Genomic DNA, 23,201 nt, shown 5'->3' on the forward strand with positions numbered 1-23,201 from the left:
AAACGCGGACCAGGCGAGGTCGGCCACGTGATATTGTACAAGAAGTACATAACTGTATCCGGTAATATTCCGTAACGCGCTCTAAACTGGCCCGAAAGCTTACTCATATTCGTTTCTACCGGGGTAGTTTTGTTCTACTCGAGCTATACTGCTATCGTCAGTATGATCACCAGCGTTCTGGAGCGTATCAAGGCGAATCTCGTCCCTGCAGTCGTCCTCGCGATCGTCGTCGGACTCGTGAGCGGACAGTTCCTCGGGCCCGGCGTCGAGAGCGCCCTGAAGGCGGCTGTCGTGCCGATTCTCTTTCTGATGGTCTACCCGATGATGATCAACCTCGACCTGCGAGAGCTGTTGAAGATCCGTCGGCACGCGGGGCTGGTCGGTGCGAGCCTCGTCCTGAACTTCGGGCTCGCACCGATCGTGGCCGTCGGACTTGCCCGGCTGTTCTTCGCCGGGGACCCCCACTACGCCGTCGGTCTGTACTTCATCGCGCTGATCCCGACCTCGGGGATGACCGCCGCCTGGACCGGACTGGCGGGCGGGGATCTCGAGGGCGCGCTCGTGGCGATGTCGGTCAATCTCCTCGCGGCCGTGGCGATCCTGCCGGCGTATCTGTCGGTGCTGGTCGGCGCGGACGTCGGGTTCGAGCCGGCGGCGCTGTACAGACAGCTCGCGATGATCATCGTGCTCCCGATGGTTGCCGGGGCTGTCACCAGGTGGGGGCTGCTCCGCCAGTACGGATCGGACGGATTCAGGCGACTCAAACCGACGTTCGGCGGACTGAGCTCTTTCGGGGTCGTGACGATCGTGTTCGTCGCGATGGCGATGCGATCAGAGAGCATCCTCGCCGACCCGATCGCGTCGTTCGCCGTGATCGTTCCGCTGGTCGTCTTCTACGCCATCGTCCTCGGGGCCGGTTCGGTCGTCGGTCGCCGCCTGTTTGACTCCTCGCGAGCCGTCTCCCTCGTCTACGCGACGAACATGCGCAACCTCTCGATCGCACTCGCGATCGCCGCAGCACCGGGGTTTCCGCCGGTCGAGGCGGTGCTGCCGATCGCGCTCGCGTACCTCCTCCAGCCGCCCCTCGGGGCGGCGTACATGCAGTATCGTCGCGACGTCGTCGACGACGGGCGCTCGGTCCGGGACGTGATCGCCACGCTGCGCTGACGGACTCGGATCTGCCCCGTTTTTGATCGCCGACAGCGTCCGTGAACGACCCGCACAAGTACATGGAGGCGTGATCGCCCGTGCGATCGGTCGCGGCTTCATAACGATAGCTGTGAGTCGTTACCGCCGCAACCGCGAACCGTCTTGCGGTTGCGTCGGTAACCAGTCACAGCCATCATTATCACACCAGGGGAGGCGTCCGGCTGCTCGGGGATGCCGACCGACGATCGGACCGTCGCGATTCTCGACACGCTGTCGGAGTCGGTCCGGTTTCGGTCCGTCCTCGAGACCGACGCGTGACGAGTGGCGTCCCAGATCTCGCTCGTAGCCGCCTGCTAGCGCGCCACAGCCCGAGCGTCGAGTGCGGACCAAGGCCTTAAACTGGCTGAGCCAGTACTCGAGTACATGCAACACGTGAAGATTCCGCAGGACCGCGTCGGGGCCCTCATCGGCGAGGGCGGCGAGACGATGCGCGAGATCGAGGCGGAAGCTGAAGTGCGACTCGACATCGATTCTGAGAACGGTTCCGTCGCCGTCGAGACCGTCGGCGACCCCGTTCGCGGCCTCAAGGGTCCCGAGATCGTCCGCGCGATCGGACGTGGGTTCCCGCCAGAAGAAGCGCTGCGGCTGCTCGAGGACGACATGATGCTGTTCGACGTCGTCGACATCGACGCCGCTTCGCGCAACAAAAACGACATGAAACGACAGAAGGGCCGGCTGATCGGCGAGGGTGGCCGCACTCGCGAACTCATGGAAGAGCTCTCGGGAGCCTCGGTCGTCATCTACGGCTCGACGCTGGGGATCATCGGCACGCCGCCGCAGGTCGACGCCGTCCGCAGCGCCGCCGAGATGCTGCTCGACGGGGCTCCCCACGGCGCGGTCTACTCGTTCCTCGAAGAGAAACACAACGAGATGAAACACCAGGGGATGCAGTACCACCGCTTCCCCGGCGGCAACTCGTAGTCCGCCTCACACTGTCTCGACTCGAATCGTCTCTCTGCGCCCCGGTCCTCGACGACGTGCCGTTTTTCCAGTATAAATAACCGGTCGACGATCGATCTCTCTCGAGTCGACGACGGCCGTGTGCGGCGATTCGTCTCTCCAGACACCAAAAAATTTATATAGAATAGCAATCAATCTCTCTCTTACAATGGCACAACAGATGGGCAACCAGCCCCTCATCGTTCTCTCGGAGGAGAGCCAGCGAACCTCCGGAAAGGATGCACAGTCGATGAACATTACGGCCGGCAAGGCCGTCGCCGAAGCCGTACGGACGACACTCGGCCCGAAAGGGATGGACAAGATGCTCGTCGACTCGACGGGCTCTGTCGTCGTCACGAACGACGGCGTCACCATCCTCAAGGAGATGGACATCGACCACCCGGCGGCCAACATGATCGTCGAGGTCGCCGAGACCCAGGAGGACGAGGTCGGTGACGGCACCACCTCGGCCGTCGTCGTCTCCGGCGAACTGCTCAAGCGTGCCGAGGACCTCCTCGAGCAGGACATCCACGCCTCTACCCTCGCGAAGGGGTACCGCCAGGCCGCCGAAGAGGCCACGGCGGCCCTCGAGGAGATCGCGATCGAGGTCGACGAGGACGACACCGAGATCCTCACCCAGATCGCCGCCACGGCGATGACGGGCAAGGGTGCCGAGAACGCCAAGGACCTGCTGTCCGACCTCGTCGTCGACGCCGTCCGGACGGTCGCCGACGACGACGGCATCGACACGGACAACGTCAAAGTCGAGAAGGTCGTCGGCGGCTCGATCGACGAGTCCGAACTCGTCGAGGGCGTCATCGTCGACAAGGAGCGCGTCTCCGAGAACATGCCCTACTTCGTCGAGGACGCGTCGGTCGCGATCGTCGACGACGCGCTCGAGATCAAAGAGACCGAGATCGACGCCGAGGTCAACGTCACCGATCCCGACCAGCTCCAGCAGTTCCTCGACCAGGAAGAGGCCCAGCTCCGGGAGATGGTCGACGAACTCGTCGACGTCGGTGCGGACGTCGTCTTCGTCGACGGCGGCATCGACGACATGGCCCAGCACTACCTCGCCCAGGAGGGCATCCTCGCGGTCCGTCGCGTCAAGTCCTCCGACGCCAGCCGTATCGCCCGATCCACCGGCGCGACGCCCGTCTCGAGCGTCGACGACATCACCGAGGACGACCTCGGCTTCGCCGGTAACGTCGCTCAGCGCGACGTCGGCGGCGACCAGCGCATCTTCGTCGAGGACGTCGAGGACGCCAAGGCCGTCACGCTGATCCTCCGCGGCGGCACCGAGCACGTCATCGATGAGGTCGACCGCGCCATCGAGGACTCGCTGGGCGTGGTCCGCACGACGATCGAGGACGGCAAAGTGCTCGCTGGCGGCGGCGCACCCGAGACCGAACTCTCGCTCGCGCTGCGTGACTACGCCGACTCCGTCGGTGGCCGCGAGCAGCTGGCCATCGAGGCGTTCGCCGACGCCCTCGAGGTCGTCCCGCGCACCCTCGCGGAGAACGCCGGGCTGGACCCCATCGACTCGCTGGTCGAACTGCGCAGCGAACACGACGCCGAGGAGACGGGTGCCGGCCTCGACGCCTACACCGGCGACGTCATCGACATGGAAGGCGAGGGCGTCTACGAGCCCCTGCGCGTGAAGACCCAGGCGATCGAATCGGCCACCGAGGCCGCCGTCATGCTGCTTCGCATCGACGACGTCATCGCCGCCGGCGAACTCAAAGGCGGCAAGACCGGCGACGACGATGACGACGACATGCCCGCCGGCGGCCCCGGTGGTATGGGCGGCGGCATGGGCGGTATGGGCGGCATGGGCGGCATGGGCGGCGCGATGTAAGATCGGCCGCTACCAGACTGCCCGACTGCCGTACTCGCCGACCGTTCGTTCTCGATCGATTCGTTTTTTCGACCCGCTGTCTCCGACTCGAGCGTCGACGTCGCGACGCGAGCACGACTCGGTATTCAGATAAACTAAGTGCTCGGCCGCAATATTCGCCAGCATGAAGACGCTACTTCTGGACAGCGACGACGTTGACGAGAACACTCGGATGGCGGACGTCATCCAGGCGATCGAGGACGCCTTCGCCGCCTACGAGCACGGCAACGCACAGATGCCGGCGAAGTCCTACATCGAACTGCCCCAGTACAACGGCGACTTCCGGTCGATGCCCGCGTACCTGGACGCGGGCGAGTGGGACGCCGCGGGGCTGAAATGGGTCAACGTCCACCCGGACAACCCCGCCGACCACGACCTCCCGACGGTGATGGGGACGATGATCTACTCCGATCCCGAGACGGCGTTCCCGCTCGCGATCATCGACGGGACGGCGCTGACGATGAAACGGACCGGTGCCGCCGCCGCGGTCGCCACCGACCACCTCGCCGTCGAGGACGCCCGGAGTCTGGGGATCGTCGGTGCCGGCGTCCAGTCGTACACGCAACTCGAGGCCATCGCCGAGGTCCGACCGATCGAGGAGGTCGTCGTCAGCGACGTCGACGACGAGCGCGTCCAGCGGTTCGTCGACGCCTACGGCGACGAGTTCGACGTCCGCGGCGGGTCGATCGCCGAGGCAGGCCACTGCGACGTCCTCTCGACGGTGACGCCCGTCGAAGACCCCATCGTCAGTCCGGACGACGTCGGCGAACACACCCACGTCAACGCGATGGGTGCCGACGCCGAGGGCAAACACGAACTCGCCGACGATCTCCTCCTCGGGGCGACGGTCGTCATCGACGACCACGAGCAGTGTACCCACTCCGGCGAGATCAACGTCCCCTACGCCGAGGGCGTCCTCACCGACGAGGACATCGACGCCGAAATCGGCGAGATCGTCGTCGGCGAGCGCGAGGGCCGCACGGCCGAGACCGGCGTCACCGTCTTCGACTCGACCGGGCTGGCGATCCAGGACGTCGCCGCCGCCCACGTCGTCTACGCCCAGGCCGCAGACGAAGGTAACGGCTCGCCGTTCGATCTCGTCGGCGTCGACGAGTAACGCCTTTCTCCTTACCGGTCGCGGATTCGACGCGCGATCGACCCTGTCATCTCGAGTTCGCCGCAGTACTGGTAGATCGCCTCGCCTTCTGGCTCCGGCAGCCCGTTGGCCTCGAGGAGCGTGTTCTCGTGGATCGTCACCGCGGCGGGCTGGAGTGGCCACGGCGCGTGGGCGATTTCGGCGGTCAACACGCTCCCGTCTCGAGGTGCGTAGAAGCGACGACGCGCGGTAAGCCAGTGTTCGAGCGAGCCGGGTTCGGCGTGGGAGACCGGTCCGTCGGGTCGGTACGTCGCCGAAAACCGGGCGAGGTCGTCGGCGTCGGGGCGCGAACTCGAGAACGCGACGCGGCCGTCGGTACCCGCGACGTGCATCCGGGCGCGGTACACCGGCAGTCGGGTCGTCCGGCCGATCGCGCTCGCGACGAACGCGCTTCCGACTTCGACGTCGAAGAAGAACAGTCCCGCGTCGTCCCCGTATCGGACGTAGGTTCGGACGTTGAGTTCCGGAAACGCGAGCCGAAACATTGCGGGCGACCCGCGGACGCCGACTCGAGCGAGGACGAACGGCAGGACGCTCACCCACGCGGTCCCGTCGTACGTGTCGAGCTCGAGCGGCTCCGGCACGTGTGGTCGCAGCCGATCGGGATCGACGGGCCAGTGTGCGAACAGCCCGTCTCGCCACGTCATCGCGAAGAGGTGTGGAGTTCGCGGCGTCGCCGACGGTCGTGCCCTCGATCGCCAGCGTTCGATCCGCGGTCGTTCTCGCGTGGAGGTCATTCTGTGCCCGGGCTTCGAGTGAGTGCGTCGAGGAGCTTGCCGAGCAGCCAGAGCGCGACGAGAAACGGCAGCATGGGCAACAGAACGAGGATCATGCCGAGCAGGATGCTCCACCCGATAACGTCCATCTCGACGTTCGGCCGGCCGCTGTACGACGGAGTGACCGTACGCAACGCTCGCTTCGCCTTCGACTCGTCCTCGTCGGCATCCGCGCGGCTCATACTGGTGTCCACGGCGAACGCGGCAATAAAGGACACAGGCGTCTGTCAGGTGCTGTGAACGCCGGACGGGGCGGCGTCCCGAGCCGAAACGCGACGACCTACTCGAGGTGGATCGCCGGACGGAACGGCTGGGCGTGACGGGCCTTGTCGGCGGGGTCGACTGGGTCGCCGTCCTCGGCGTAGACCTCGACGTCGGCGTCGAACTCGTCGGCGAGGAACGAGGCGGCGTCTTCGTACACCGTCATCTCGTCGATCTCCGCGAGCGTCTCCAGGCTCTCCTCGTCGCGTTCGCGGACGAACGAGACGAGGTCGCCGACGAGCTGGTTGACGGCGTCGCCTTTCTCGCGCAGCTGTTCGTCTTGCATGACCTCGCCCATCACCTGTCCCTGATTCGGGCCGACGTCGACGACCGTCTCGAAGACGTCGCGCTTCCAGTCGGCGGCCGCGTAGACCCGGATCGTCTCGGGATCGGTGTCGGTCACGTCGACGATGTCGCGAACGTCCTCGACGAGGTCCTCGACGAGGTCCTCCTCGGCGATCACGGCCGGATCGTCGAACTCGGGGACCGGCTCGGGCCACGGGACGTCCTCGGCGGGCTCGCCCGTCAGCCGCTCGTGGAGTTCGTTCGCCATGAACGGCACGAACGGGGCCAGCAGGCGCAGCCGCGTCTCGAGGACCGTCCGCAGGGTCCAGCGCGCGCCGGGGCGCTCGAGGTCGGCGCGTCGTCGGTACCACTTCAGGAACTCCTCGAACCGGTAGAACGCGGTCTGGCTCGCCTTCCGGGTCTCGAAGCGGTCCATCGCCGCCGTCGCCTCCCGGACAGTCTCCTGGAGGTTCGCGAGCAGCCAGCGGTCGACCCGTTCTAGCTCGCGTTCGCCTTCCGGTCCGTCGATGATCTCGACCGCGCGGTTCCAGAACCGCTCTAGCTGGTCGCGAGTCGCGCCTACTTCTTCGGCGCGCCAGTCGTAGTCCTGCCACGGCTCGGAGCTGTTGAGCAGGAAAAAGCGGACGGTGTCCGCGCCGTACTCCGAGATGGCCTCGTCGGGCAGGACGACGTGGCCCTTCGAGGAGCTCATCTTCTCGCCCTCGAGCAGCCCCATACCCATGACGGTGATCCCCTCGGGCCACTTCGGCTCGGAGAAGAGTTCGGCGTGGTGGTAGAGGAAGAACGTGAGGTGGTTCGAGATCAGGTCGTTGCCCGAACACCGATAGTCGACGGGGTACCAGTAGTCCCACTCCTCGCGCAACTCGAGTGCGCGCTCGTTCGGGTCGTCCACGGCGTCCGTGCCGTAGAACAGCGTGTCGAAGAACGCCCGGTCCATCTCCTCCGGCGGGACGTCCTGCAGCCGGTGGGCGATGGTGTAGTAGGACATGTAGATCGTCGAGTCCGAGAGGGGCTCGATGACGAACTCGTCGTCCCACGGCAGGCGCGTTCCCAGCCCGTAGTTGCGGATGCAGGGCCACTCCTCGAGCCACTCGATGGTGTGGTCGTACTGCTCGCGGGTGTTCTCGGGGATGGCGTCGAGCCGGTCGACGGCGCGGTGAGTCTTCTCGCGCCACTCCTCGTCGTTGTACCGCAGGAACCACGTCTCCTGTTCGGCGACCTCGACGTCGCCACCGCAGCGACAGACGACCTCCTCGGCGAAGTCGTACATCACGTCGAACGCGCCCCGTTGCTGGTAGTGGGCCTTGAGTTCGTCGCGGACGTCCTCGATCACCTCGCCGGCGAACTCGCCGTACTCCTCGATCAACTCGCCCTGGTGGAACTCGCGGTTGTACAGCTCCTGGGTCGCCTCCTCGAGTGCGGGGTCGCTCGAGGAGTCGACGTCGTGGTCGGAGACGGCGTCTCTCGCGGGGTACTCGCCGTAGCCCTCGATGGTGAGGATCGCGCGGGGCTCGATCGCCCGCACCTCGTCGGGATCGACGCCGAATTCGGCCAGGTCGTCGGCGCGCGCTTTCGCCTCCTCGAGTGCGACCCAGTCGTCGGGCGAGTGGGCGGGCACGGACATGACGACGCCCGTCGCGTTGTCGGTGTCCACGAAGTCGGCGGGGACGACGACGATCTCCTCGTCGGTGACGGGGTTCGTGACGCGCTCACCGACCAGTTCCGTTCCCTCGAACGTTTCGACGACCTCGACGTCGCGAGCCTGCAGGTCGAACTTCTCGGTCGCCTCGACGGAGACGACCCACTCCTCGCCATCGACGACCGCGCGGGCGTACTCCGCCTCGGGGTCGACGTAGGCGTTGGTGACACCTCGGACCGTCTCGGGGCGCAGCGTCGCCATCGGGTAGACCGTCTCGCCGTCGCTGAACTTGATCAGCGTGTACTCCTGGAACTCCGCGTCTTCGCCCTCGAGCAGGTCGTGGGTCGTGACAGGCTGTTGCTCGTTGGTACAGTAGTTGACCGGGTGCAGTCCCTTCTCGAGCAGTCCGCGCTCTCGTAAGCTCTCGTACTGCCAGGTGATGAACTTCGAGTACCGTTCGTCGTTGGTCGTAAACTCTCGTCGCCAGTCGATCGACAGTCCCAGCTGGCGCATCCCCTTCTTGTAGTGTTCCTCGATGAAGTGACGGGCGAAGCCCATCGGCGTCTCGAGGTCCTCCAGGGTCTCCTCGGGGACGTTGTAGGTGTCTCGCAGGACCGAGAGCTGTTCTTCCTCGCCTTTCTTTAACCGCTCGACCGCGCCGATGATCGGCGTTCCGGTGACGTGCCAGGCGATCGGGAAGAGGACGTTGTCGCCCTGCTGGCGGCGATATCGTGCGTAGACGTCGGGAACGGTGTACGTGCGGGCGTGGCCGATGTGCATCCCACCGCTCGGATATGGGTAAGGCACCGTCACGAACGTCGCGTCGTCTCGCTCGTCGGGGTCGGCCTCGTACCGCCCCGACTCGGCCCAGCGGTCGCGCCACTCGGCCTCGAGTTCCTGCGGGTCGTAACTCATGTCCCCCACTAGTTCGGGGTGGGGTAAAAGGACTACCACATTGACTGACTGGACCTGTAAAATCGCCGCTTCGTCCGCTATCTCACATCGAACCGATCTCCAGGTTCTCTATACATTACGGAAATCCATTACAAACAGTTGTGTTGCTACCCACCGAAATACGGGTACAAGCAGCCTTGTTCCGACGCTCGACGCGAGTCTATCGTCGGCCTGCTTTCCCAACCCCTGTCTCATCCATGCCAGATTCCCCCGACATGGACGACAGATCCCCGGCAGCGGAGCACGCGCGGACGACGTCGTCGAGACGGCGTTCTCGATCCGTCGCGCGACAAAGCGACGCACCTGACGGTGCTACTCGAGGCCTTCGAGCGGGAGAAGTGACGGAACCGGGCTGTCGGGCTCGATCCCTCTCGTATCGAGAGCGAACCGGCCGAGCATCATCGATGCGAACTGCCGATCAGTCGTCACTCGTCGAGCACAGCACACCCGCTCTCGAGGACGCCGTAGGCTTCCTCGAAGACCGCTCCACGGTCGACGACGCCGTACTCCTCGAGTTTCGGCAGGTGGCGGTGGCGGAGCGTCACGTGCACCTGCCGGGGCTCGCTGCACCCTTCCCCGATCGACGTCCCCCGTTCGTACTCGAGGACGCGACTCGCGAGTTCCGTTTCGGCGATCGGTCCGTCTGTCGATCGCAACGCCGCCAGGACGAGACAACGGCGAGCGTCGGAGAGGGCGTCGAAGAGGCGGGGGAGTTCTGGTGCGACTGATCTGCTGGGCTCTTCAACGTCGATCGTCGACCCGGTGTCACTACTCATGGTAATGACCCGTCGACGTTTGGTCAAATAAGCCCCCTCCCTAATTTCTTAGTGTATTTTCATTTATGTGTATTGAACAATATGTTTACCTCGTCGGGCGAAGTCGCACGTCGATCACACGCGACGGCCGTCAGCGACGAGCCGTGGGCCCGTGATCGAGTGGGCACTGGCCGTCGTCCGACCGTCTCACAACGGCGGCTGTGACTGGTTGTCAGTCGATGTCGATCTGCGTCGCGTCCTCACCGCCGGCCTCTTTCGGCAGTCGGACCGTCAACACGCCGTTCTGGTACGACGCCGATACCTCGTCTTCGGCGACCGGCTCTGGCAGTCGGATCCGCCGGCTCACCGACCGCTGGGTTCGCTCGCGACGGATGTACCGCCCCCCTTCGTACTCGTCGGCCTCCTCGCGGGTCGCTTCGAGTCGAAGTGACCCCTCCGAGAGCGTCAGCTCGATGTCGTCGGTATCGTATCCCGGCAGGTCGGCCGTGACGACGTACTCGTCGTCTGCATCGGCGACGTCGACGTCGACGTCGCCTGGAACCGGGAGGCCGGTTCCGCGAGTCATCCCCTCTTCGACCTGGCGACTGACGCGGTCGAGCACTTCCTCGAGTTCCTCGAACGGATTGCGTCGCATACGTCGGGATACGCCGTCGACCGGGATAAATTCTGCCCGGCAATGGTGGACAAAACGACTCGAGCGGAAAGCGGCCGTCATAACGATAGCTGTGAGTCGTTACCGCCGCAACCGCGACCCGTCTTGCGGTTGTGTCGGCACCCAGTCACAGCCATCAGTATCACTCCTCGGGGAGCGACACCAGCCCGTCCTCGAGGGCGTCGAGTAACACCTCGCGAGCGTGGCCGTCGGGATCGACCCGCTCGTAGACGGTCTGCACCTCGCCGTCTGCGAGGACGAACGTCGTCCGCGCGGCCGCGTCGTCCCGGCGGTCGACGTCGAACGACTCGACGAGATCCCCGCTGGGATCGGCGAGCAGGTCGAACTCGAGTCCCTCCGCGTCGCAGAACTCCCGGTGTGACGCCACGTCGTCGGTCGACACGCCGTAGACGTCGACGCCCGCATCGCGGTAGGTCTCGAGTTCGCGGTCGAACTGGCGCGCCTCGGTCGTACACCCCGGCGTCGCGTCTCGCGGGTAGAAGTACAGCACCGTCGGTTCGTCGAACGTGAGTCGCACCTCCTCGCCGGCCTGGTTTCGGGCGGTCACGGTCGGTGCGGGCTCTCCCTCGGAACGTGGCATAGTCGGTGCTACCCGGATCCGACGGAAACCGTTTGCGGTGGTGGTTACTCGACGACGTGTTCGGTGTCGTAGGACCCGAGTCGACGCACCCACCCGTTCTCCGCTATCTCCTCGAGGTCGGCGATCGCCGCCTGCGTCCGCTCCTCGTAGAGCCCCGCGGCGACGTCCATGTGGAAGACGTAGTCGCCCAGCCGTGCGCCGCTCGGACGGGACTCGACGCGCGTGAGGTTGATGTCCCGGTCGGCGAAGGGGACGAGCAACTCGAGCAAGAGCCCGGGGTAGTTCGCGTTGGGGTAGACGACGAGCGAGGTCTTCCCGCCGGCTTCGGAGCGTTCGTCGGCCGGTGCGAGCGCGAAAAACCGGGTCGCGTTCGAGGTCTGGTCCTGGATGTCCTCGGCGAGTACGCGCAGGTCGCCGCCGGCGTTGTCCGGGTGGCCGATTCCCGCCACCGTCGGATCCTCCCTGGCGCGTTCGACCCCCTGTGCCGTACTCGCGACGGCCTCGAGCGTGGCCTCGGGGTACTCGGACTCGAGGTAGGACCGACACTGCGCGAGCGCCTGCGAGTGGCTGGCGACCGTCTCGAACGCGGGCCCCTGTGCGAGCAGCGCGTGTCTGATCGGCGTGACGATCTCGCGGACGACGGCGACGTCGTACTCGGCGACGGCGTCTAAGCTCTCGGTGACGCTCCCCTCGATGCTGTTCTCGACGGGGATAACGCCACGATCGTATTCGCCGCTCGCGACGGCGTCGACGATCGCGGTGACCGACTGGCGAAAGTCGATCTCGTCGGCCACTGCCCGCGCCGCTCGGTGGGAGTACGTTCCCTCGGGTCCGAGGGTGACTGCTGTCATGTGTCATTCCGTAGCTGGTTGAGAGGCAAAAACGCGTCGAGAGTGGCAGATCGTGCGCAACCCAGTGCTGACGCTGGGGGCTGTCCGGATCGCGTCGTAGAGAAAAGCACCGATGAACGCAACCTACTCGTCGAGGTGTTCGATACCCTTCTTCGAGACGTTCGCCTCGGTGATGTCGTCCGGCATCCAGTCTGGTTTGTCGTCCGGTGCAGTCTCCTCCCAGGCCCAGCCGTCGTAGATGTGAACCTTGTCGGTTCCCTTCTCGCGGAGCCTGAGTTCGGTCTTCTCTGCGTCGTCTTCGCTTGGCGCGGGCTCGAGACGTCGAGCCGCCTTCAGTGCTGCCTGTCTCGGGGTGTTCCCCGAGAAGACGCTCGACTCTTCGCCACTCGAGCTTCGCAGTGCGAAGTTTCGTTTACCATCTTCACGTACCATGGTTTTGGCCCTCCATGGCAAACCAGCACAGGGTCCGACATAAAGATATCCCCGAAAATCGACCGCCAGCGTCGGTATCTTTAAGTACGTTCGCCTCGCCACCTTTCAGCAACACTGCTAGCCGCGGGCCGATTCGACGTTGGTTCTCCGACCTGTGTGACGTGAACTCACTCGCCGTGGCGTAGAAAACACTTAAGTATATCCTACGGCGAAGTTCGTGGTAGAATCCCGCGATGGTACGGAAAAAGAAGTTGAGTCCAAGCGGTGCGAAAGACGAAGACGGCAACTATCACAACGTTCACCTCAATCTCCACGAGGACGAACTCGCAGTCGCGGGCATGGATATCGGTGACGAAGTCTTCGTCCGCGTCCGGGACGGCAAGATCATCATCCAGAAAGCCGACGAAGAGGATGTAGAACACGAATTCTGAGTTGACCTGCGACCGGCGACCGTCAGGTATCTTTCGCTCGCTTCGCGCCGTGAGCCCCGCTCACAACGACTCGACGAACTTCGTTATCGCTCGATCGAACCGCGCGGGTACCTCGAGAGACGGGCAGTGTCCACACTCCTCTATGACCTCGAAGTCGGCGTTTGGGAGGCGTTCGGCGACGTCCTCGACGGCCGCGACGGTTCGCCACTTCTCGTCCGCGCCGGCGACGACGAGCGTCGGCACGTCGATCCCCGGAAGCACGTCGCGGTAGTCTCGCATCGTGTAATCGAAAACGATCGCGCTCTTGATCGGCGGCGGCGTACGCGAGAGTTCGTCGAACACGAGCGACCGCGTCTCGCCCGCAGGCGGTTCGGCGAACGCGGACTCGACGAGTTGCTCGATCGAACTGTCGTAATCCGTCTGGACGAGTTCGAGCAACCCCGTCAGTCGCGCCAGATCGGTGCTCCCGTGCGGATACTCGTCCCACTCGAACGCTGACGCCGACATGTCGACGACCACCTGCCCTCGCACCCGTTCCGTTCCGAACCGGTCGAGGTACTCCCAGGCGACGTGTGCACCCATCGACCACCCGACGAGAACGACGTCGTCGAGTGCTCGCTGCTCGAGAAACGAGTTCAGGTCGCGGGCGTACTGGGGTACCGTGTGTCCGAGGTCCGTCTTCGACGATCGGCCGTGTCCCCTGAAGTCGAGTGCGATCGGCCGGTAGTCCGCCGACAGGTTCGCCAACTGGGGCTCGAAGAACCGAAGACCGGCCATCACTCCGTGCAAGAGGACGATCGGATCCCCCGTTCCCTCGTCTTCGAAGTAGAGGTCCGCCCCGTTACACTGTACGTACGGCATCACAGCCTCTCTCGCGCTCCCGCGGCAAGAACCTGTGCGACGGCAAACTGGACAGTCTCCGCGATCGACAGCGAGACGGCTCTCCTCGTCGAGGCGGCTTCATCTCGCTACGTATCAACCTATTGTCTGCATAGTACAGAAATCTTATTCAACTATTTAATATATAGTAATTTATGTCTGCTCGCGGCGAACTAACATCGGGGATCACCATGGCGACTCACGCAACCCCGGTAGACGGTAGTACAGTCAGCGACCTCGAGTCACGCACCCGGGGCGACGTGCTCCAGCGCGGCGACGACGGGTACGACGACGCTCGAGCGGTCTGGAACGGCATGATCGATCGCCGACCAGCGGTCGTCGTTCGGTGCGCCGGCGTCGCCGACGTCGTCGCGGCGGTCGAGTTCGCCCGCGAGCACGACCTGCTGGTCTCGGTGAAAGGCGCTGGCCACAACATCGCCGGCAACGCCGTCTGCGACGACGGCCTCACGATCGATCTCTCGGCCATGCGGTCGGTTCGCGTCGACCCCGAGGCGAAGACGGCCCGCGTCGAACCCGGTGCGACGCTCGCAGACGTCGATCACGAGACGCAGGCGTTCGGCCTCGCGACGCCCCTCGGGATCAACTCGACGACGGGCGTCGCCGGGCTCACGCTGGGCGGCGGCTTCGGCTGGCTCACCCGAAAGTACGGGATGACGGTCGATAACCTGCGTTCCGTGGATCTCGTGACGGCTGACGGCGACCTCGCCCACGCGAGCGAGACGGAGAACCCCGACCTGTTCTGGGGGATCCGCGGCGGGAGTGGCAACTTCGGGATCGTCACCTCTTTCGAGTTCGACCTCCACGAGGTCGGCCCCGACGTGCTCGCGGGGCTCGTCGTCTACCCGCACGACGCGGCTCGCGACGTCGTTCGACACGTCCGGGACGTCAACGAGGACGCACCCGACGAGATGGCGGTCTGGGTGGTGCTCCGGAAGGCCCCGCCGCTCCCCTTCCTCCCCGAGGAGGTCCACGGAACTACCGTGACCGTCGTCGTCCCGTTCTACGCGGGTGACGTGGCGGACGGTGAGCGCCACCTCGAGCCCGTGCGCGAGTTCGACGAGCCGATCGCGGACGTCGTCGAACCACAGCCGTACGAGGGGTTCCAGCAGGCGTTCGACCCGCTGCTCGAGCCAGGCGCGCGCAACTACTGGAAGTCGCACAACTTCACCGAACTCACGGACGAGGCGATCGATACGGCGATCGAGTACGCAAAGAACCTCCCCACGCCCCAGACGGAGATCTTCTTCGGACAGGTCGGCGGCGCGATGGCCCGCGTCCCACCGGACGCGACCGCGTACCCCCACCGCGACGCGGCCTACGCGATGAACGTCCACACCCGGTGGGAAGACCCCGCTGACGACGAGGCCTGCGTCTCGTGGGCCCGGGAGTTCTACGACGAGATGGCCCAGTACGCGACCGGCGGCGTGTACGTGAACTTCATCAGCGAAGACGCAGGCGAGGAGCGGCGCGGCTACGGTCAGAACTACGACCGTCTGGCCGAGATCAAGGCGGAGTACGATCCGGCGAACCTGTTCCGGATGAATCAGAACGTCGAGCCGAAAGCGCCGTCGCCGTGACGACCTTCCGCGGCGTTCGCCGTGGCTGCCTCGCTGCAACCGCGCGCGATCAGCGAAGCGCCTCGAGGTCGAACTCGAACGCGGCGACGGGCACCTCGAGGTCGTGTTCGACGAGCACCTTCGGGTGGACCTCGCCGATCACGCCGACCTCCTCGCCATCGATCACGACGGCGGCGGTACGGCCGTCGATGAACGTCGGGTGCTCCGTCGGGGGCGTCTCGAGGTCGACCTCGAAGTTCCGCGCGAGCGCCTGCAGGCTGGCCTTGGCGTCCTCGTAGGCGGCGTCGTGGTGGGCGAGGACCGCCCCGACGCTGCGGCGTTCCGCGACCTTCGTGTTCTCGCTCTCGTCGACGTGGGCCGCGAAGCCGATCTCGGCGAGGTTCTGCGGGTACGCCCGGTGGGTGTTGTTCTCGAGGACCATCAAGAGCGACGGGAGGACCCAGGTCCGGAGCATGGTGTAGTCCTCGCTGTAGGGCTCTTTGATCGTCGCCGGTTCGCCCGCGCCGTAGGCGTCGTCGCCCGCCTCGAGGTCGAGGCGCTCGTAGTTCTCCGCCTCGCTGATCATGTGGAAGTTCAGCAGGTCCTCGAAGCCGAGGCCGACGAGTTGCGTCCGCGCGGCGTCCTCGAGCCGGCTGCGCTCGTGGCGGCCGCCGACGGTGCCCACGTCGGGATACTTCGGCTCGAGTTCGTTGAAGCCGTAGGCGCGCCCGAGGTCGTCGATCACGTCGACGGAGTGGAGGACGTCGACGCGGTACGGCGGGATCGTCACCTCGTAGACGACCTCCCCTGCCTCGTTCTCACCGCTCGTCGCCTCGAGTCCCGCACGCTCGGCGAGGTCGATCACCTCATCCGGGTCGAGGTCGATCCCGAGGACCGTCTCGACGCGGTCGTGGGAGACGGTCTTGGTCTTCGTCGAGAGGTCGGGACGGACGAGTTCCTCGTCCGGATACTCGACCGTCACCTCCTCGATCGTCGCCCCGCGGGCGGCCAGCGCGTAGCAGACGACGTTCAGCATCTTGTCGATCGTCCACTGGTCGGTGCCGGTCATCTCGACGAACAGCTCCCGGGAGTCGGTCGACACCTCGGTCCGGCGGCCGTTGATCACCGGCGGGAACGAGAACAGCCCGAGGTCGTCGTAGATCGCCGGATAGCGGTCGTAATCGCGCACGAGATCGGCGTACTTCTCGCCGGTCTGGTGGTTCTCTAGGACCTCCGCCGGCGTCATCTCCTGGTCCGAATCGAGCGGAACGAACCGGTCGCCGTCGGGGTCGACGCCGACGTAGCGGATCGTCGGCTCGCCCTCCGTGGCGGGACCGTCTCGCGGCCCGTCGCCACTCGACCGATCCGATGCGCGTAGCGCATCGCGCCCCTTCAGCATCGTCAGGTCGTGGATCCCGATCGCCCCTTTCGCGCGCTGGCGGCCCATCGTCGCGTGCAGTTTCTCCTGTAGCTGGATGAGCGAGTCCAGGGCGTCCTCGTCGAGGTCGACGCCCCGAATCACGGCACCCGTGACGTACGGCCGTTCGTCGGGGACCGAGTCGTCGACCTCGATCGTCCACTCCGGCGAATTCGTCGACGGCACGGAGACGCCGCGGACGTCGCCGTACTGGTAACGCAGCGACCGGGCGACCCCCTCCACCGAGAGCCGGTCGAGCCGGTCGGGGGCGAACTCGAGTTCGAACGTCCCCTCCTCGGTTCGGCCCTCGAACTCGAGGCCGAGCCCGAACAGGTCGTCGATCAGTTCGTCGTCGCTTTTCTCCTCGTGGCCGGTCAGCTCGCGTAGTTCGTCGGGGTCGACGTCGACCGTTGGCATCAGTAGGTCACCTCCGTATCCCGCAGCAGCTGTAGGTCACACAGCGTTCCGTGGATGTCGCGAATGTCCTCGAAACCGTACATCAGCATGAGCAGCCGTTCGAGAGCGAGCCCCCAGGCCATCACGTCACAGTCCACCCCGAGGGGCTCGAGCATCTCCGGCCGGAAGATCCCGGAGTTGCCGATCTCGACGAGTTCGCCGGTCGTCGGGTGCGTCCCGAAGAGTTCGAACGACGGCTCCGTGTAGGGGTTGTAGTGGGGTTTGAACTCGATGTCCGTGATCCCGAACTGGGCGTAGAACTCCTCGAAGGTGCCCATCAGGTCCCGGACCGAGAGGTCCTCGGCCATCACCCAGCCTTCGATCTGGAAGAACTCGAGCAGGTGCGTCGGGTCGAGCGTGTCGTTTCGGTACACCTTCTCGACGCTGAAAAAGCGCTGGGGCGGCTCTAGCTCGCCGATCTCCTCGCCCGAGAGGTAGCGCGCCGACAGCGAGGTGGTGTGGCCACGCAGCGCGAGCGCGCGGGCGAAGTCCTCGTCCCAGGGGGAGTGGTACCCCTCGCCGTCCTCGCCGACGCCCTCGCGGTGGGCGCGCTCGACGCGCTCGACGAGGTCCGCCGGAAGGTGGTCGATCTCGGTCGGGTTCTCGAGGGCGAATCGGTCCCAGTGGGTGCGCGCGGGGTGGTCCTGGGGCATGAACAGGCAGTCGTTGATCCAGAAGTCCGCGTCGACGTGGGGGCCTTCCATCTCCTGGAAGCCCATCCCGACCAGCACGTCTTTGACCCGTTCGGCGGTCTGGCGCAGGATGTGGACCTTGCCGCCGTCGACGCGCTCCGCGTCGGCCTCGACGTTGTACTCGGCGAACTCGACGTCCTCCCACTCGCCGCTCGTGAGCAGTTCGGGCGTCACCTGGCCGACCGTCTCGGCGGTCTCGATGCCCGCCATCAGCTCCGTGACGCCTCGCTCGGTCAGCGTCACCTCGCGGACGGTCGTCTCGCGGCGCTCGACGAGGTCGCGGCGCTCGAGTTGGTCCACGACGTCGTCGCCGAGGCCGCTCGCGTCGTCGCTCTCGGCGAGGGCCGCCAGCGCCTCCGCCTCTGGGTCGGCGTCCGGGTCGGCGTCCGGATCGGCGGTGATCTCGCCGCTCTCGATCGCGCCGTACCCCTTCCGGGCGTAGTTCGACAGCGCGATGTCGACCTGCGGCCCCTCGAGACCCGACGCGCCGATGACCTGTCCCATCGGCGCGGGGTCGTCGTCTGCGCCGGCCGCGACGGCGGCCTCGTAGAGGCGCACTTCGGGGAGTCCCTCGTCGACGTACTCGCGCCCCTCGTCGGTCTGTACCGTGGTTTCGTCGACTCGCTCGTCTACGGCAACCAGCCCCTTCTCCTCGAGTTCGAACGCCGCCCCGGTGACGGTCTCGGGCGGAAGGTCGGTCGCCGCAGCGAGGTCGTCGACGGACTGTGCCTCGTCTGCGCTTGCGGTCTCGACGACCGCAGCCTGTGCGTGTGGCAGTTGCATTCGCTTACTCCAATGGCTGTGGGTCGATCAGTTAGCGGTTCCGATACCACCGGAAACGATTCGAGGGCCGAGCGAACGGCGAGTCCGACCCGCGACGTCTCCGGCGATCGATTCGGCGTGGACGGTTTCGCTGCGAACGCCCGGTGTGGGCGCTCGCGGGTCCACCGGCCCGGTTTACCGGGCGAAGAAGAAACCGAACCCCGACGGGAGATGTAGCTCTCGAGCGACACGCCGGCTGTGGGGTTCGGGTGCCATGTGCGAACGGTTGGAACGCTGTGTAAAAAGCGTTGCGCGTCCGCCGCTTGCACTGTTCAGATTGCACGCTCGCTGGCGTTCGGTGGAGTGATACGAGTGAGAACACCACGAAAGGCCGTAGATTTTTCCCTTCCAAGGTCGTATGTGACAGTGTATGGGATTCGGAAGTTACGACGAATCCGAGCAACAGGACATCGACGCCGATTTTGACGACGACGACGCGGTGCAGTCCGAAGAAAACTCCCACCGGGGCACGATCGAGTTCGAAAACGGGGCCTCGAGCGACGAACTGATCGACCGCCTCAAAGAGATCAAAGACGAGGAGTGATGAAGCCCGGCGTCCGGGCGCTGGGTATCGCCGAGTCCTATCGCGCCGAGCGGAGTACGCTGTCGGCCGCAGTCGTCCGGGCGGATCGCGTCGTCGACGGGCTCTCGTTTACATCCTGTACCGTCGGCGGCACGGACGCGACAGACGCCGTCGGTTCGCTCGTCGATCGCACGCTTCGCGAAGACGTTCGGTACGTCTTCCTCGGGGCCGTCGCCCCCGCGTGGTACAACGTTCTCGATATTTCGACGATCCACCAGCGCGCCGACCGTCCCGTTGTCGCCGTCACCTTCGAGGCGAGCGACGGTCTCGAGACCGGCATCCGCGAGGCGTTCTCGGGCGACGAACTCGAGGAGCGCCTCGCGCTGTACCGGTCGCTGCCGCCTCGCCGGGAGGTAAGCGTCGGCGAACGGCCCGACGAGACGGTGTACGTGCGCGCGGTCGGCCTCGAGTCGAGCGAGACGGCCGACGTCGTCCGCGCGTTCACGCCCGAGGGTGGGCGTCCGGAACCGCTTCGGGTCGCCAGACTCGCTGCGCGGGCGGGCGACGCGTACCGTCGCGATCTCGAGGGCTGATACGGTCTGCCGTCCCTGTTTTCCGCAGCGTCCCGTCGGGCGGTCGCTGCGGGACGGACGGACAGCGGTCCGCATGAGGCCGTCGCCTCGACCCGAAACACGTAGTAGCGACCCGACGGAGACGCCACTATGGGAGAGATGGACGGCCTCTGTGTCACCGACTGCACCCGGTGTCCGGCGCTGGTCGACTCGCGAAGTCAGATCGTCAACGGAACCGGCCCCGACGACGCCGACCTCTTGTTCGTCGGCGAAGGACCTGGCGCACAGGAAGACAGCCAGGGCGAACCGTTCGTCGGCCGCAGCGGCTCCGTGCTCGACGACGAGTTGCTGGTGGCGGGACTCGAGCGCGAGGCCGTCCGGATCACCAACTGCGTGCGCTGTCGACCGCCCGAGAACCGCGATCCGACCGCCGACGAACTCGAGAACTGTCGCGGCTACCTCCTTCGGGAGATCGATCTCGTCGATCCGGAGGTGATCGTCACCCTCGGGAAGGTGCCGACCGAACATCTGCTCGGTCGATCGGTCGCGGTGACGAAAGAGGCCGGCTCGATCGAGGAGGTTCGACTCGGCGAGCGATCTCGACGGGTGCTGATCTGCGTGCACCCGGCGGCGACGCTGTACGATCGGAGCCAGCGGGACACCTTCGAGTCGGCCATCCGGACGGCGGCGGACCTCGCCGGCGTCGACGACTCTGGGAGCGGCCAGACGCGACTCGACGGGTTCTGATACGGTCGGCAGACGCGGACCCGCCACTTACCGGTCGCGGAATCGCTCCAGCGCGCTCGAGCGGCGCGTCTCCTCTCGGCCGAGCCGTCTCCGGATCCACGCTCGCGGCCCGCCGATCCGGCGGACGAGATACGAGGGGAGAAACAGCGCGACGGCTCCGAGCAGGAGGAAGCCGATCCCCGCCACGGGCTGGCCAGTCCGGAGGAAGTCGACGCCGACGACGAACATCGGCCCCGCCATCGACAGCCCGACCGCAGTCTCGAGCATCCAGAGGATGCCTGGACCCTTCATTCGGACGGCTCTACGGGCGGCGGGGTTTTAGCGTCGGGGATTCACCGGCGATTGACGAATCGCTCGCGTTCGCCCTTCCGGACGCCGCGAGCGTCCACGAGTCGCGGTTCTTTCTCCAAGGGCAACGCACTTGCCCCCCCGTCCCCCACGCTCTCACATGAGTACGACCACGTCCGCACCGGAGGAGACGCTCGCCGAGGTCGTCGTCGTCGACTACGGGCTCGGGAACCTCCGCAGCGTCACGCGCGGACTCGAGCGCGCCGGTGCCGCCGTCGAGATCACCGACGACCCCGACGCATTCGACGCGGCCGACGGCGTCGTCCTGCCCGGCGTCGGTGCGTTCCGCGAGGGCGTCGAGAACGCCGACCCGATCCGCGAAGATCTGCTCGCGGTCGCCGACCGCGGCCAGCCGCTCTTTGGCATCTGTCTCGGCATGCAGATGCTGCTCACCTCGAGCGAGGAGGGCGAGACCGACGGCGACGCGGCCGTCGAGGGACTCGCCCTCGTTCCCGGAACCAACGTGCGCTTCTCGGAGGGCCAGAAGGTCCCCCACATGGGCTGGAACGAGCTGTCGGTCGAGCGCGAACACCCGCTCGTCGAGGGCGTCGACGGCCGGTACGCCTACTTCGTCCACTCCTACTACGCCGAACCCGACGACGACGCGGCGACGGTCGCGACCACCGACTACGGCCGCGAGTTCCCCTCCGTCGTCGCCAACGAGGCGGGCAACGTCTTCGGCACCCAGTTCCACCCCGAGAAGAGCGGCGAGACGGGGCTCCAGATCCTGCGGAACTTCGTCCAGTTCTGTGCGGACCAGTAGGCTCGCTCGAGTGCGAACCACGAGGGCCGTACCACTTTGTCCGATCGCGACGTACGACCGAGCATGGAGACCCGTCGAGCACTCGCGACGGACGCGGTGATCCCCCTCGAGGGGGAGGTCCTGCTCCTCGAGCGTGACCACCCCCCGTTCGAGGGACACTGGGTGTTGCCGGGCGGACTGGTCGAACGCGACGAGACCGCTCGCGAGGCGTGTACGCGGGAGGTCGAAGAGGAGGTCGGCCTCGAGGTCGACGTCCGCGAGTTCGTCGGCCTCTACGACGACCCCGACCGGGACGACCGCGGGAACGTGAGCGCGGCGTACCGCTGTGACCCGCAGGGTGAGGCGGACCCCGAACCTCGCGAGGAGGCACGCCGCGTGGCGACGTTCGATCCTGCGGACTTGCCGGCGATGGGATTCGACCACGAACGGATCGTCCGGGACGCGTTCGCAGAGCTATGAACGGCGTCGAATCGCTCGAGGACTGCTTCGAGTACGACGCGGCACTCGTCTTCGGCATCGGCGGCAGCGGCGACGTCGTGGGGAGCGTCCCGACGGCGCGTCTGCTCGAGGCACACGGCCTCGACGTCTTGCTGGGCGGCGTCGCGTGGGAGCCCGTGCCGAAAGACGACCGCCCGGGTCCCCGAAGTTTCGACGAGGTGGCCGCCCTCGAGCGGGTCAGCGAGTCGGTCGGCCTCGCGACCGGCGAGACCAGGACTCACGACGGCCTCGAGTTCTCGGAGACTGCGGTCGCCCGCCACCTCGGGGAGGAGGTCGCGCTCGTCGACATCAGCGACGGCGTCGAGACGATGACCGGAGGGATCGACGACGCCTGCGACCGCCTGGGGATCGACCTCGTCGTCGGCGTCGACGCCGGCGGCGACGTACTCGCCCGTGGCGACGAACCCGGCGTCCGGAGCCCGGTGACCGACGGGCTCGGACTCGTCGCACTCGAGAAACTCCAGGTCGACGCCTGCCTGGGCGTCGTCGGCTACGGGAGCGACGGCGAACTCGCTCCCGAGGAACTCGAGGCGGGCATTTCCCGCGCCGCCGACTGCGACGGGTTGCTCGGCGCGTGGGGAATCACCCGACGCGTCCGGGACGAACTCGAGGACCTGCTCGCTCACGTCGAGACGGAGGCGAGTCGCGTCCCCGTCGAAGCCGCACGCGGCGAGTACGGCGACCGGACGATCCGCGGCGGCGAGGTCTCGTTGCGGGCCGTGCCGGCGAGTGCAGTGACGTTCTACTTCGAGCCGTCGGCCGTCGCGGCGACCTCGCAGATCGCCGCCCGCGTCAGGGGGACCGAGAGCCTCGAGGCAGCGGCAGACGCGCTGCGAGAACTCGGCCTGCAGACGGAGTTCGAGACCGAGCAGCGACGACTCGACTCGTCCTGATACTGCCGGACAACACGGTGCAGCCGTCGATCGCACGCGAGACGCCGTCGCCAGCGGCGGCAGCCGTCGAGACGCGATCGAGGATTCACTGACTGTTGTCCGGTAGTATGAAATCGCTGGCTCGCTCGAGTGTG

Annotated in this window: 24 protein-coding genes; 12 read left to right on the top strand and 12 right to left on the bottom strand. The window is 66.2% G+C overall.

Going from position 1 to position 23,201, the window contains the following annotated elements:
• The first annotated feature begins 162 nt into the window (after nt 1–162).
• The 4 genes from MU558_RS08700 to MU558_RS08715 all read left to right on the top strand — a co-directional run bounded on the left by MU558_RS08700 (nt 163) and on the right by MU558_RS08715 (nt 5,162).
• Nucleotides 163–1,167: an arsenic resistance protein gene (locus MU558_RS08700; protein WP_246974361.1), complete on the top strand. Its 1,005-nt coding sequence runs from the start codon at nt 163–165 to the stop codon at nt 1,165–1,167.
• Nucleotides 1,168–1,572: 405 nt separating this feature from the next.
• Nucleotides 1,573–2,130: a KH domain-containing protein gene (locus MU558_RS08705; RefSeq protein ID WP_246974363.1), complete on the top strand. Its 558-nt coding sequence runs from the start codon at nt 1,573–1,575 to the stop codon at nt 2,128–2,130.
• 199 nt (nt 2,131–2,329) lie between these two features.
• A complete protein-coding gene (gene thsA / locus MU558_RS08710) occupies nt 2,330–4,006 on the top strand; it encodes a thermosome subunit alpha (RefSeq protein WP_246974904.1) in 1,677 nt (558 codons plus the stop codon).
• 163 nt (nt 4,007–4,169) lie between these two features.
• A complete protein-coding gene (locus tag MU558_RS08715; protein WP_246974365.1) occupies nt 4,170–5,162 on the top strand; it encodes an ornithine cyclodeaminase family protein in 993 nt (330 codons plus the stop codon).
• Nucleotides 5,163–5,173: 11 nt separating this feature from the next.
• On the opposite strand, the gene MU558_RS08720 is transcribed toward MU558_RS08715, so the two are convergent.
• The 8 genes from MU558_RS08720 to MU558_RS08755 form a co-directional block, all read right to left on the bottom strand.
• Nucleotides 5,174–5,938, bottom strand: a complete 765-nt coding sequence (locus MU558_RS08720; protein ID WP_246974366.1) for a YqjF family protein — start codon at nt 5,936–5,938, stop codon at nt 5,174–5,176.
• Nucleotides 5,935–6,159, bottom strand: coding sequence for a DUF7535 family protein (locus tag MU558_RS08725; protein ID WP_246974368.1), 225 nt, complete (start codon nt 6,157–6,159; stop codon nt 5,935–5,937). Before MU558_RS08725 ends, MU558_RS08720 begins: the two co-directional genes overlap by 4 nt.
• Before the next feature lie 98 nt (nt 6,160–6,257).
• Nucleotides 6,258–9,098 (bottom strand): leucine--tRNA ligase, encoded by a 2,841-nt coding sequence (gene leuS / locus MU558_RS08730; RefSeq protein ID WP_246974370.1) that lies wholly within the window; start codon nt 9,096–9,098, stop codon nt 6,258–6,260.
• Between the two features lie 464 nt (nt 9,099–9,562).
• Complete coding sequence (locus tag MU558_RS08735) at nt 9,563–9,913, bottom strand: DUF7344 domain-containing protein (RefSeq protein ID WP_246974372.1); 351 nt, start codon at nt 9,911–9,913, stop codon at nt 9,563–9,565.
• 211 nt (nt 9,914–10,124) lie between these two features.
• Nucleotides 10,125–10,547: an Hsp20/alpha crystallin family protein gene (locus MU558_RS08740; protein ID WP_246974377.1), complete on the bottom strand. Its 423-nt coding sequence runs from the start codon at nt 10,545–10,547 to the stop codon at nt 10,125–10,127.
• 160 nt (nt 10,548–10,707) lie between these two features.
• Nucleotides 10,708–11,166, bottom strand: coding sequence for a peroxiredoxin (locus MU558_RS08745; RefSeq protein ID WP_246974380.1), 459 nt, complete (start codon nt 11,164–11,166; stop codon nt 10,708–10,710).
• A gap of 44 nt (nt 11,167–11,210) precedes the next feature.
• A complete protein-coding gene (gene pheA / locus MU558_RS08750; RefSeq protein ID WP_246974382.1) occupies nt 11,211–12,017 on the bottom strand; it encodes a prephenate dehydratase in 807 nt (268 codons plus the stop codon).
• Between the two features lie 123 nt (nt 12,018–12,140).
• Nucleotides 12,141–12,449 (bottom strand): non-histone chromosomal MC1 family protein, encoded by a 309-nt coding sequence (locus tag MU558_RS08755; RefSeq protein WP_246974384.1) that lies wholly within the window; start codon nt 12,447–12,449, stop codon nt 12,141–12,143.
• Nucleotides 12,450–12,682: 233 nt separating this feature from the next.
• On the opposite strand from MU558_RS08755, the gene MU558_RS08760 reads away from it, so the two are divergent.
• Nucleotides 12,683–12,880, top strand: a complete 198-nt coding sequence (locus MU558_RS08760; RefSeq protein WP_006111025.1) for a hypothetical protein — start codon at nt 12,683–12,685, stop codon at nt 12,878–12,880.
• A 60-nt stretch (nt 12,881–12,940) separates the two neighbouring features.
• Here the strand turns inward: MU558_RS08760 and MU558_RS08765 are convergent, their stop codons facing one another.
• Nucleotides 12,941–13,741, bottom strand: coding sequence for an alpha/beta fold hydrolase (locus tag MU558_RS08765; RefSeq protein WP_246974385.1), 801 nt, complete (start codon nt 13,739–13,741; stop codon nt 12,941–12,943).
• A 209-nt stretch (nt 13,742–13,950) separates the two neighbouring features.
• On the opposite strand from MU558_RS08765, the gene MU558_RS08770 reads away from it, so the two are divergent.
• On the top strand, nt 13,951–15,357 hold the full coding sequence (locus tag MU558_RS08770; protein ID WP_246974388.1) for an FAD-binding oxidoreductase: 1,407 nt from the start codon (nt 13,951–13,953) through the stop codon (nt 15,355–15,357).
• 49 nt (nt 15,358–15,406) lie between these two features.
• On the opposite strand, the gene pheT is transcribed toward MU558_RS08770, so the two are convergent.
• Both pheT and pheS read right to left on the bottom strand, forming a co-directional pair.
• Nucleotides 15,407–17,170, bottom strand: coding sequence for a phenylalanine--tRNA ligase subunit beta (gene pheT / locus MU558_RS08775; protein ID WP_246974390.1), 1,764 nt, complete (start codon nt 17,168–17,170; stop codon nt 15,407–15,409).
• The gene (gene pheS, locus MU558_RS08780; RefSeq protein ID WP_246974392.1) at nt 17,170–18,684 is read right to left on the bottom strand and encodes a phenylalanine--tRNA ligase subunit alpha; all 1,515 of its coding nucleotides are present in this window, start codon (nt 18,682–18,684) and stop codon (nt 17,170–17,172) included. Before pheS ends, pheT begins: the two co-directional genes overlap by 1 nt.
• A 409-nt stretch (nt 18,685–19,093) precedes the next feature.
• Here pheS and MU558_RS08785 point away from each other — a divergent pair, with 409 nt between their 5' ends.
• From MU558_RS08785 to MU558_RS08795, 3 genes are all read left to right on the top strand, one after another.
• Complete coding sequence (locus tag MU558_RS08785; RefSeq protein WP_246974394.1) at nt 19,094–19,267, top strand: DUF5786 family protein; 174 nt, start codon at nt 19,094–19,096, stop codon at nt 19,265–19,267.
• Nucleotides 19,267–19,839: an endonuclease dU gene (locus MU558_RS08790; RefSeq protein ID WP_246974396.1), complete on the top strand. Its 573-nt coding sequence runs from the start codon at nt 19,267–19,269 to the stop codon at nt 19,837–19,839. The genes MU558_RS08785 and MU558_RS08790 overlap by 1 nt, the downstream gene beginning before the upstream one ends.
• A 129-nt stretch (nt 19,840–19,968) precedes the next feature.
• Complete coding sequence (locus MU558_RS08795; RefSeq protein WP_246974398.1) at nt 19,969–20,565, top strand: uracil-DNA glycosylase; 597 nt, start codon at nt 19,969–19,971, stop codon at nt 20,563–20,565.
• Nucleotides 20,566–20,592: 27 nt separating this feature from the next.
• Here MU558_RS08795 and MU558_RS08800 read toward each other — a convergent pair whose 3' ends face one another.
• Nucleotides 20,593–20,856 (bottom strand): hypothetical protein, encoded by a 264-nt coding sequence (locus tag MU558_RS08800; RefSeq protein WP_246974400.1) that lies wholly within the window; start codon nt 20,854–20,856, stop codon nt 20,593–20,595.
• 157 nt (nt 20,857–21,013) lie between these two features.
• On the opposite strand from MU558_RS08800, the gene hisH reads away from it, so the two are divergent.
• The 3 genes from hisH (at nt 21,014) to MU558_RS08815 (ending at nt 23,067) form a co-directional block, all read left to right on the top strand.
• Nucleotides 21,014–21,676 carry an imidazole glycerol phosphate synthase subunit HisH gene (hisH, locus tag MU558_RS08805; protein WP_246974402.1) on the top strand — a complete coding sequence of 221 codons (663 nt, stop codon included), beginning with the start codon at nt 21,014–21,016 and terminating at the stop codon, nt 21,674–21,676.
• Nucleotides 21,677–21,739: 63 nt separating this feature from the next.
• On the top strand, nt 21,740–22,135 hold the full coding sequence (locus MU558_RS08810; RefSeq protein ID WP_246974404.1) for an NUDIX domain-containing protein: 396 nt from the start codon (nt 21,740–21,742) through the stop codon (nt 22,133–22,135).
• Complete coding sequence (locus MU558_RS08815; RefSeq protein ID WP_246974406.1) at nt 22,132–23,067, top strand: DUF1152 domain-containing protein; 936 nt, start codon at nt 22,132–22,134, stop codon at nt 23,065–23,067. Before MU558_RS08810 ends, MU558_RS08815 begins: the two co-directional genes overlap by 4 nt.
• Nucleotides 23,068–23,201: the final 134 nt, after the last annotated feature.

Origin of the sequence: Natribaculum luteum (genome assembly GCF_023008545.1) — an archaeon.
Classification (GTDB): Archaea; Halobacteriota; Halobacteria; order Halobacteriales; family Natrialbaceae; genus Natribaculum; species Natribaculum luteum.

Excerpts from the sequence above, each read along its gene's own strand:
- MU558_RS08700 (WP_246974361.1), top strand. The coding sequence starts at position 163 with ATGATCACCAGCGTTCTGGAGCGTATCAAGGCGAATCTCGTCCCTGCA.
- MU558_RS08705 (WP_246974363.1), top strand. The coding sequence starts at position 1,573 with ATGCAACACGTGAAGATTCCGCAGGACCGCGTCGGGGCCCTCATCGGC.
- thsA (WP_246974904.1), top strand. The coding sequence starts at position 2,330 with ATGGGCAACCAGCCCCTCATCGTTCTCTCGGAGGAGAGCCAGCGAACC.
- MU558_RS08715 (WP_246974365.1), top strand. The coding sequence starts at position 4,170 with ATGAAGACGCTACTTCTGGACAGCGACGACGTTGACGAGAACACTCGG.
- MU558_RS08720 (WP_246974366.1), bottom strand. The coding sequence starts at position 5,938 with ATGACCTCCACGCGAGAACGACCGCGGATCGAACGCTGGCGATCGAGG.
- MU558_RS08725 (WP_246974368.1), bottom strand. The coding sequence starts at position 6,159 with ATGAGCCGCGCGGATGCCGACGAGGACGAGTCGAAGGCGAAGCGAGCG.
- leuS (WP_246974370.1), bottom strand. The coding sequence starts at position 9,098 with ATGAGTTACGACCCGCAGGAACTCGAGGCCGAGTGGCGCGACCGCTGG.
- MU558_RS08735 (WP_246974372.1), bottom strand. The coding sequence starts at position 9,913 with ATGAGTAGTGACACCGGGTCGACGATCGACGTTGAAGAGCCCAGCAGA.
- MU558_RS08740 (WP_246974377.1), bottom strand. The coding sequence starts at position 10,547 with ATGCGACGCAATCCGTTCGAGGAACTCGAGGAAGTGCTCGACCGCGTC.
- MU558_RS08745 (WP_246974380.1), bottom strand. The coding sequence starts at position 11,166 with ATGCCACGTTCCGAGGGAGAGCCCGCACCGACCGTGACCGCCCGAAAC.
- pheA (WP_246974382.1), bottom strand. The coding sequence starts at position 12,017 with ATGACAGCAGTCACCCTCGGACCCGAGGGAACGTACTCCCACCGAGCG.
- MU558_RS08755 (WP_246974384.1), bottom strand. The coding sequence starts at position 12,449 with ATGGTACGTGAAGATGGTAAACGAAACTTCGCACTGCGAAGCTCGAGT.
- MU558_RS08760 (WP_006111025.1), top strand. The coding sequence starts at position 12,683 with ATGGTACGGAAAAAGAAGTTGAGTCCAAGCGGTGCGAAAGACGAAGAC.
- MU558_RS08765 (WP_246974385.1), bottom strand. The coding sequence starts at position 13,741 with ATGCCGTACGTACAGTGTAACGGGGCGGACCTCTACTTCGAAGACGAG.
- MU558_RS08770 (WP_246974388.1), top strand. The coding sequence starts at position 13,951 with ATGGCGACTCACGCAACCCCGGTAGACGGTAGTACAGTCAGCGACCTC.
- pheT (WP_246974390.1), bottom strand. The coding sequence starts at position 17,170 with ATGCCAACGGTCGACGTCGACCCCGACGAACTACGCGAGCTGACCGGC.
- pheS (WP_246974392.1), bottom strand. The coding sequence starts at position 18,684 with ATGCAACTGCCACACGCACAGGCTGCGGTCGTCGAGACCGCAAGCGCA.
- MU558_RS08785 (WP_246974394.1), top strand. The coding sequence starts at position 19,094 with ATGGGATTCGGAAGTTACGACGAATCCGAGCAACAGGACATCGACGCC.
- MU558_RS08790 (WP_246974396.1), top strand. The coding sequence starts at position 19,267 with ATGAAGCCCGGCGTCCGGGCGCTGGGTATCGCCGAGTCCTATCGCGCC.
- MU558_RS08795 (WP_246974398.1), top strand. The coding sequence starts at position 19,969 with ATGGGAGAGATGGACGGCCTCTGTGTCACCGACTGCACCCGGTGTCCG.
- MU558_RS08800 (WP_246974400.1), bottom strand. The coding sequence starts at position 20,856 with ATGAAGGGTCCAGGCATCCTCTGGATGCTCGAGACTGCGGTCGGGCTG.
- hisH (WP_246974402.1), top strand. The coding sequence starts at position 21,014 with ATGAGTACGACCACGTCCGCACCGGAGGAGACGCTCGCCGAGGTCGTC.
- MU558_RS08810 (WP_246974404.1), top strand. The coding sequence starts at position 21,740 with ATGGAGACCCGTCGAGCACTCGCGACGGACGCGGTGATCCCCCTCGAG.
- MU558_RS08815 (WP_246974406.1), top strand. The coding sequence starts at position 22,132 with ATGAACGGCGTCGAATCGCTCGAGGACTGCTTCGAGTACGACGCGGCA.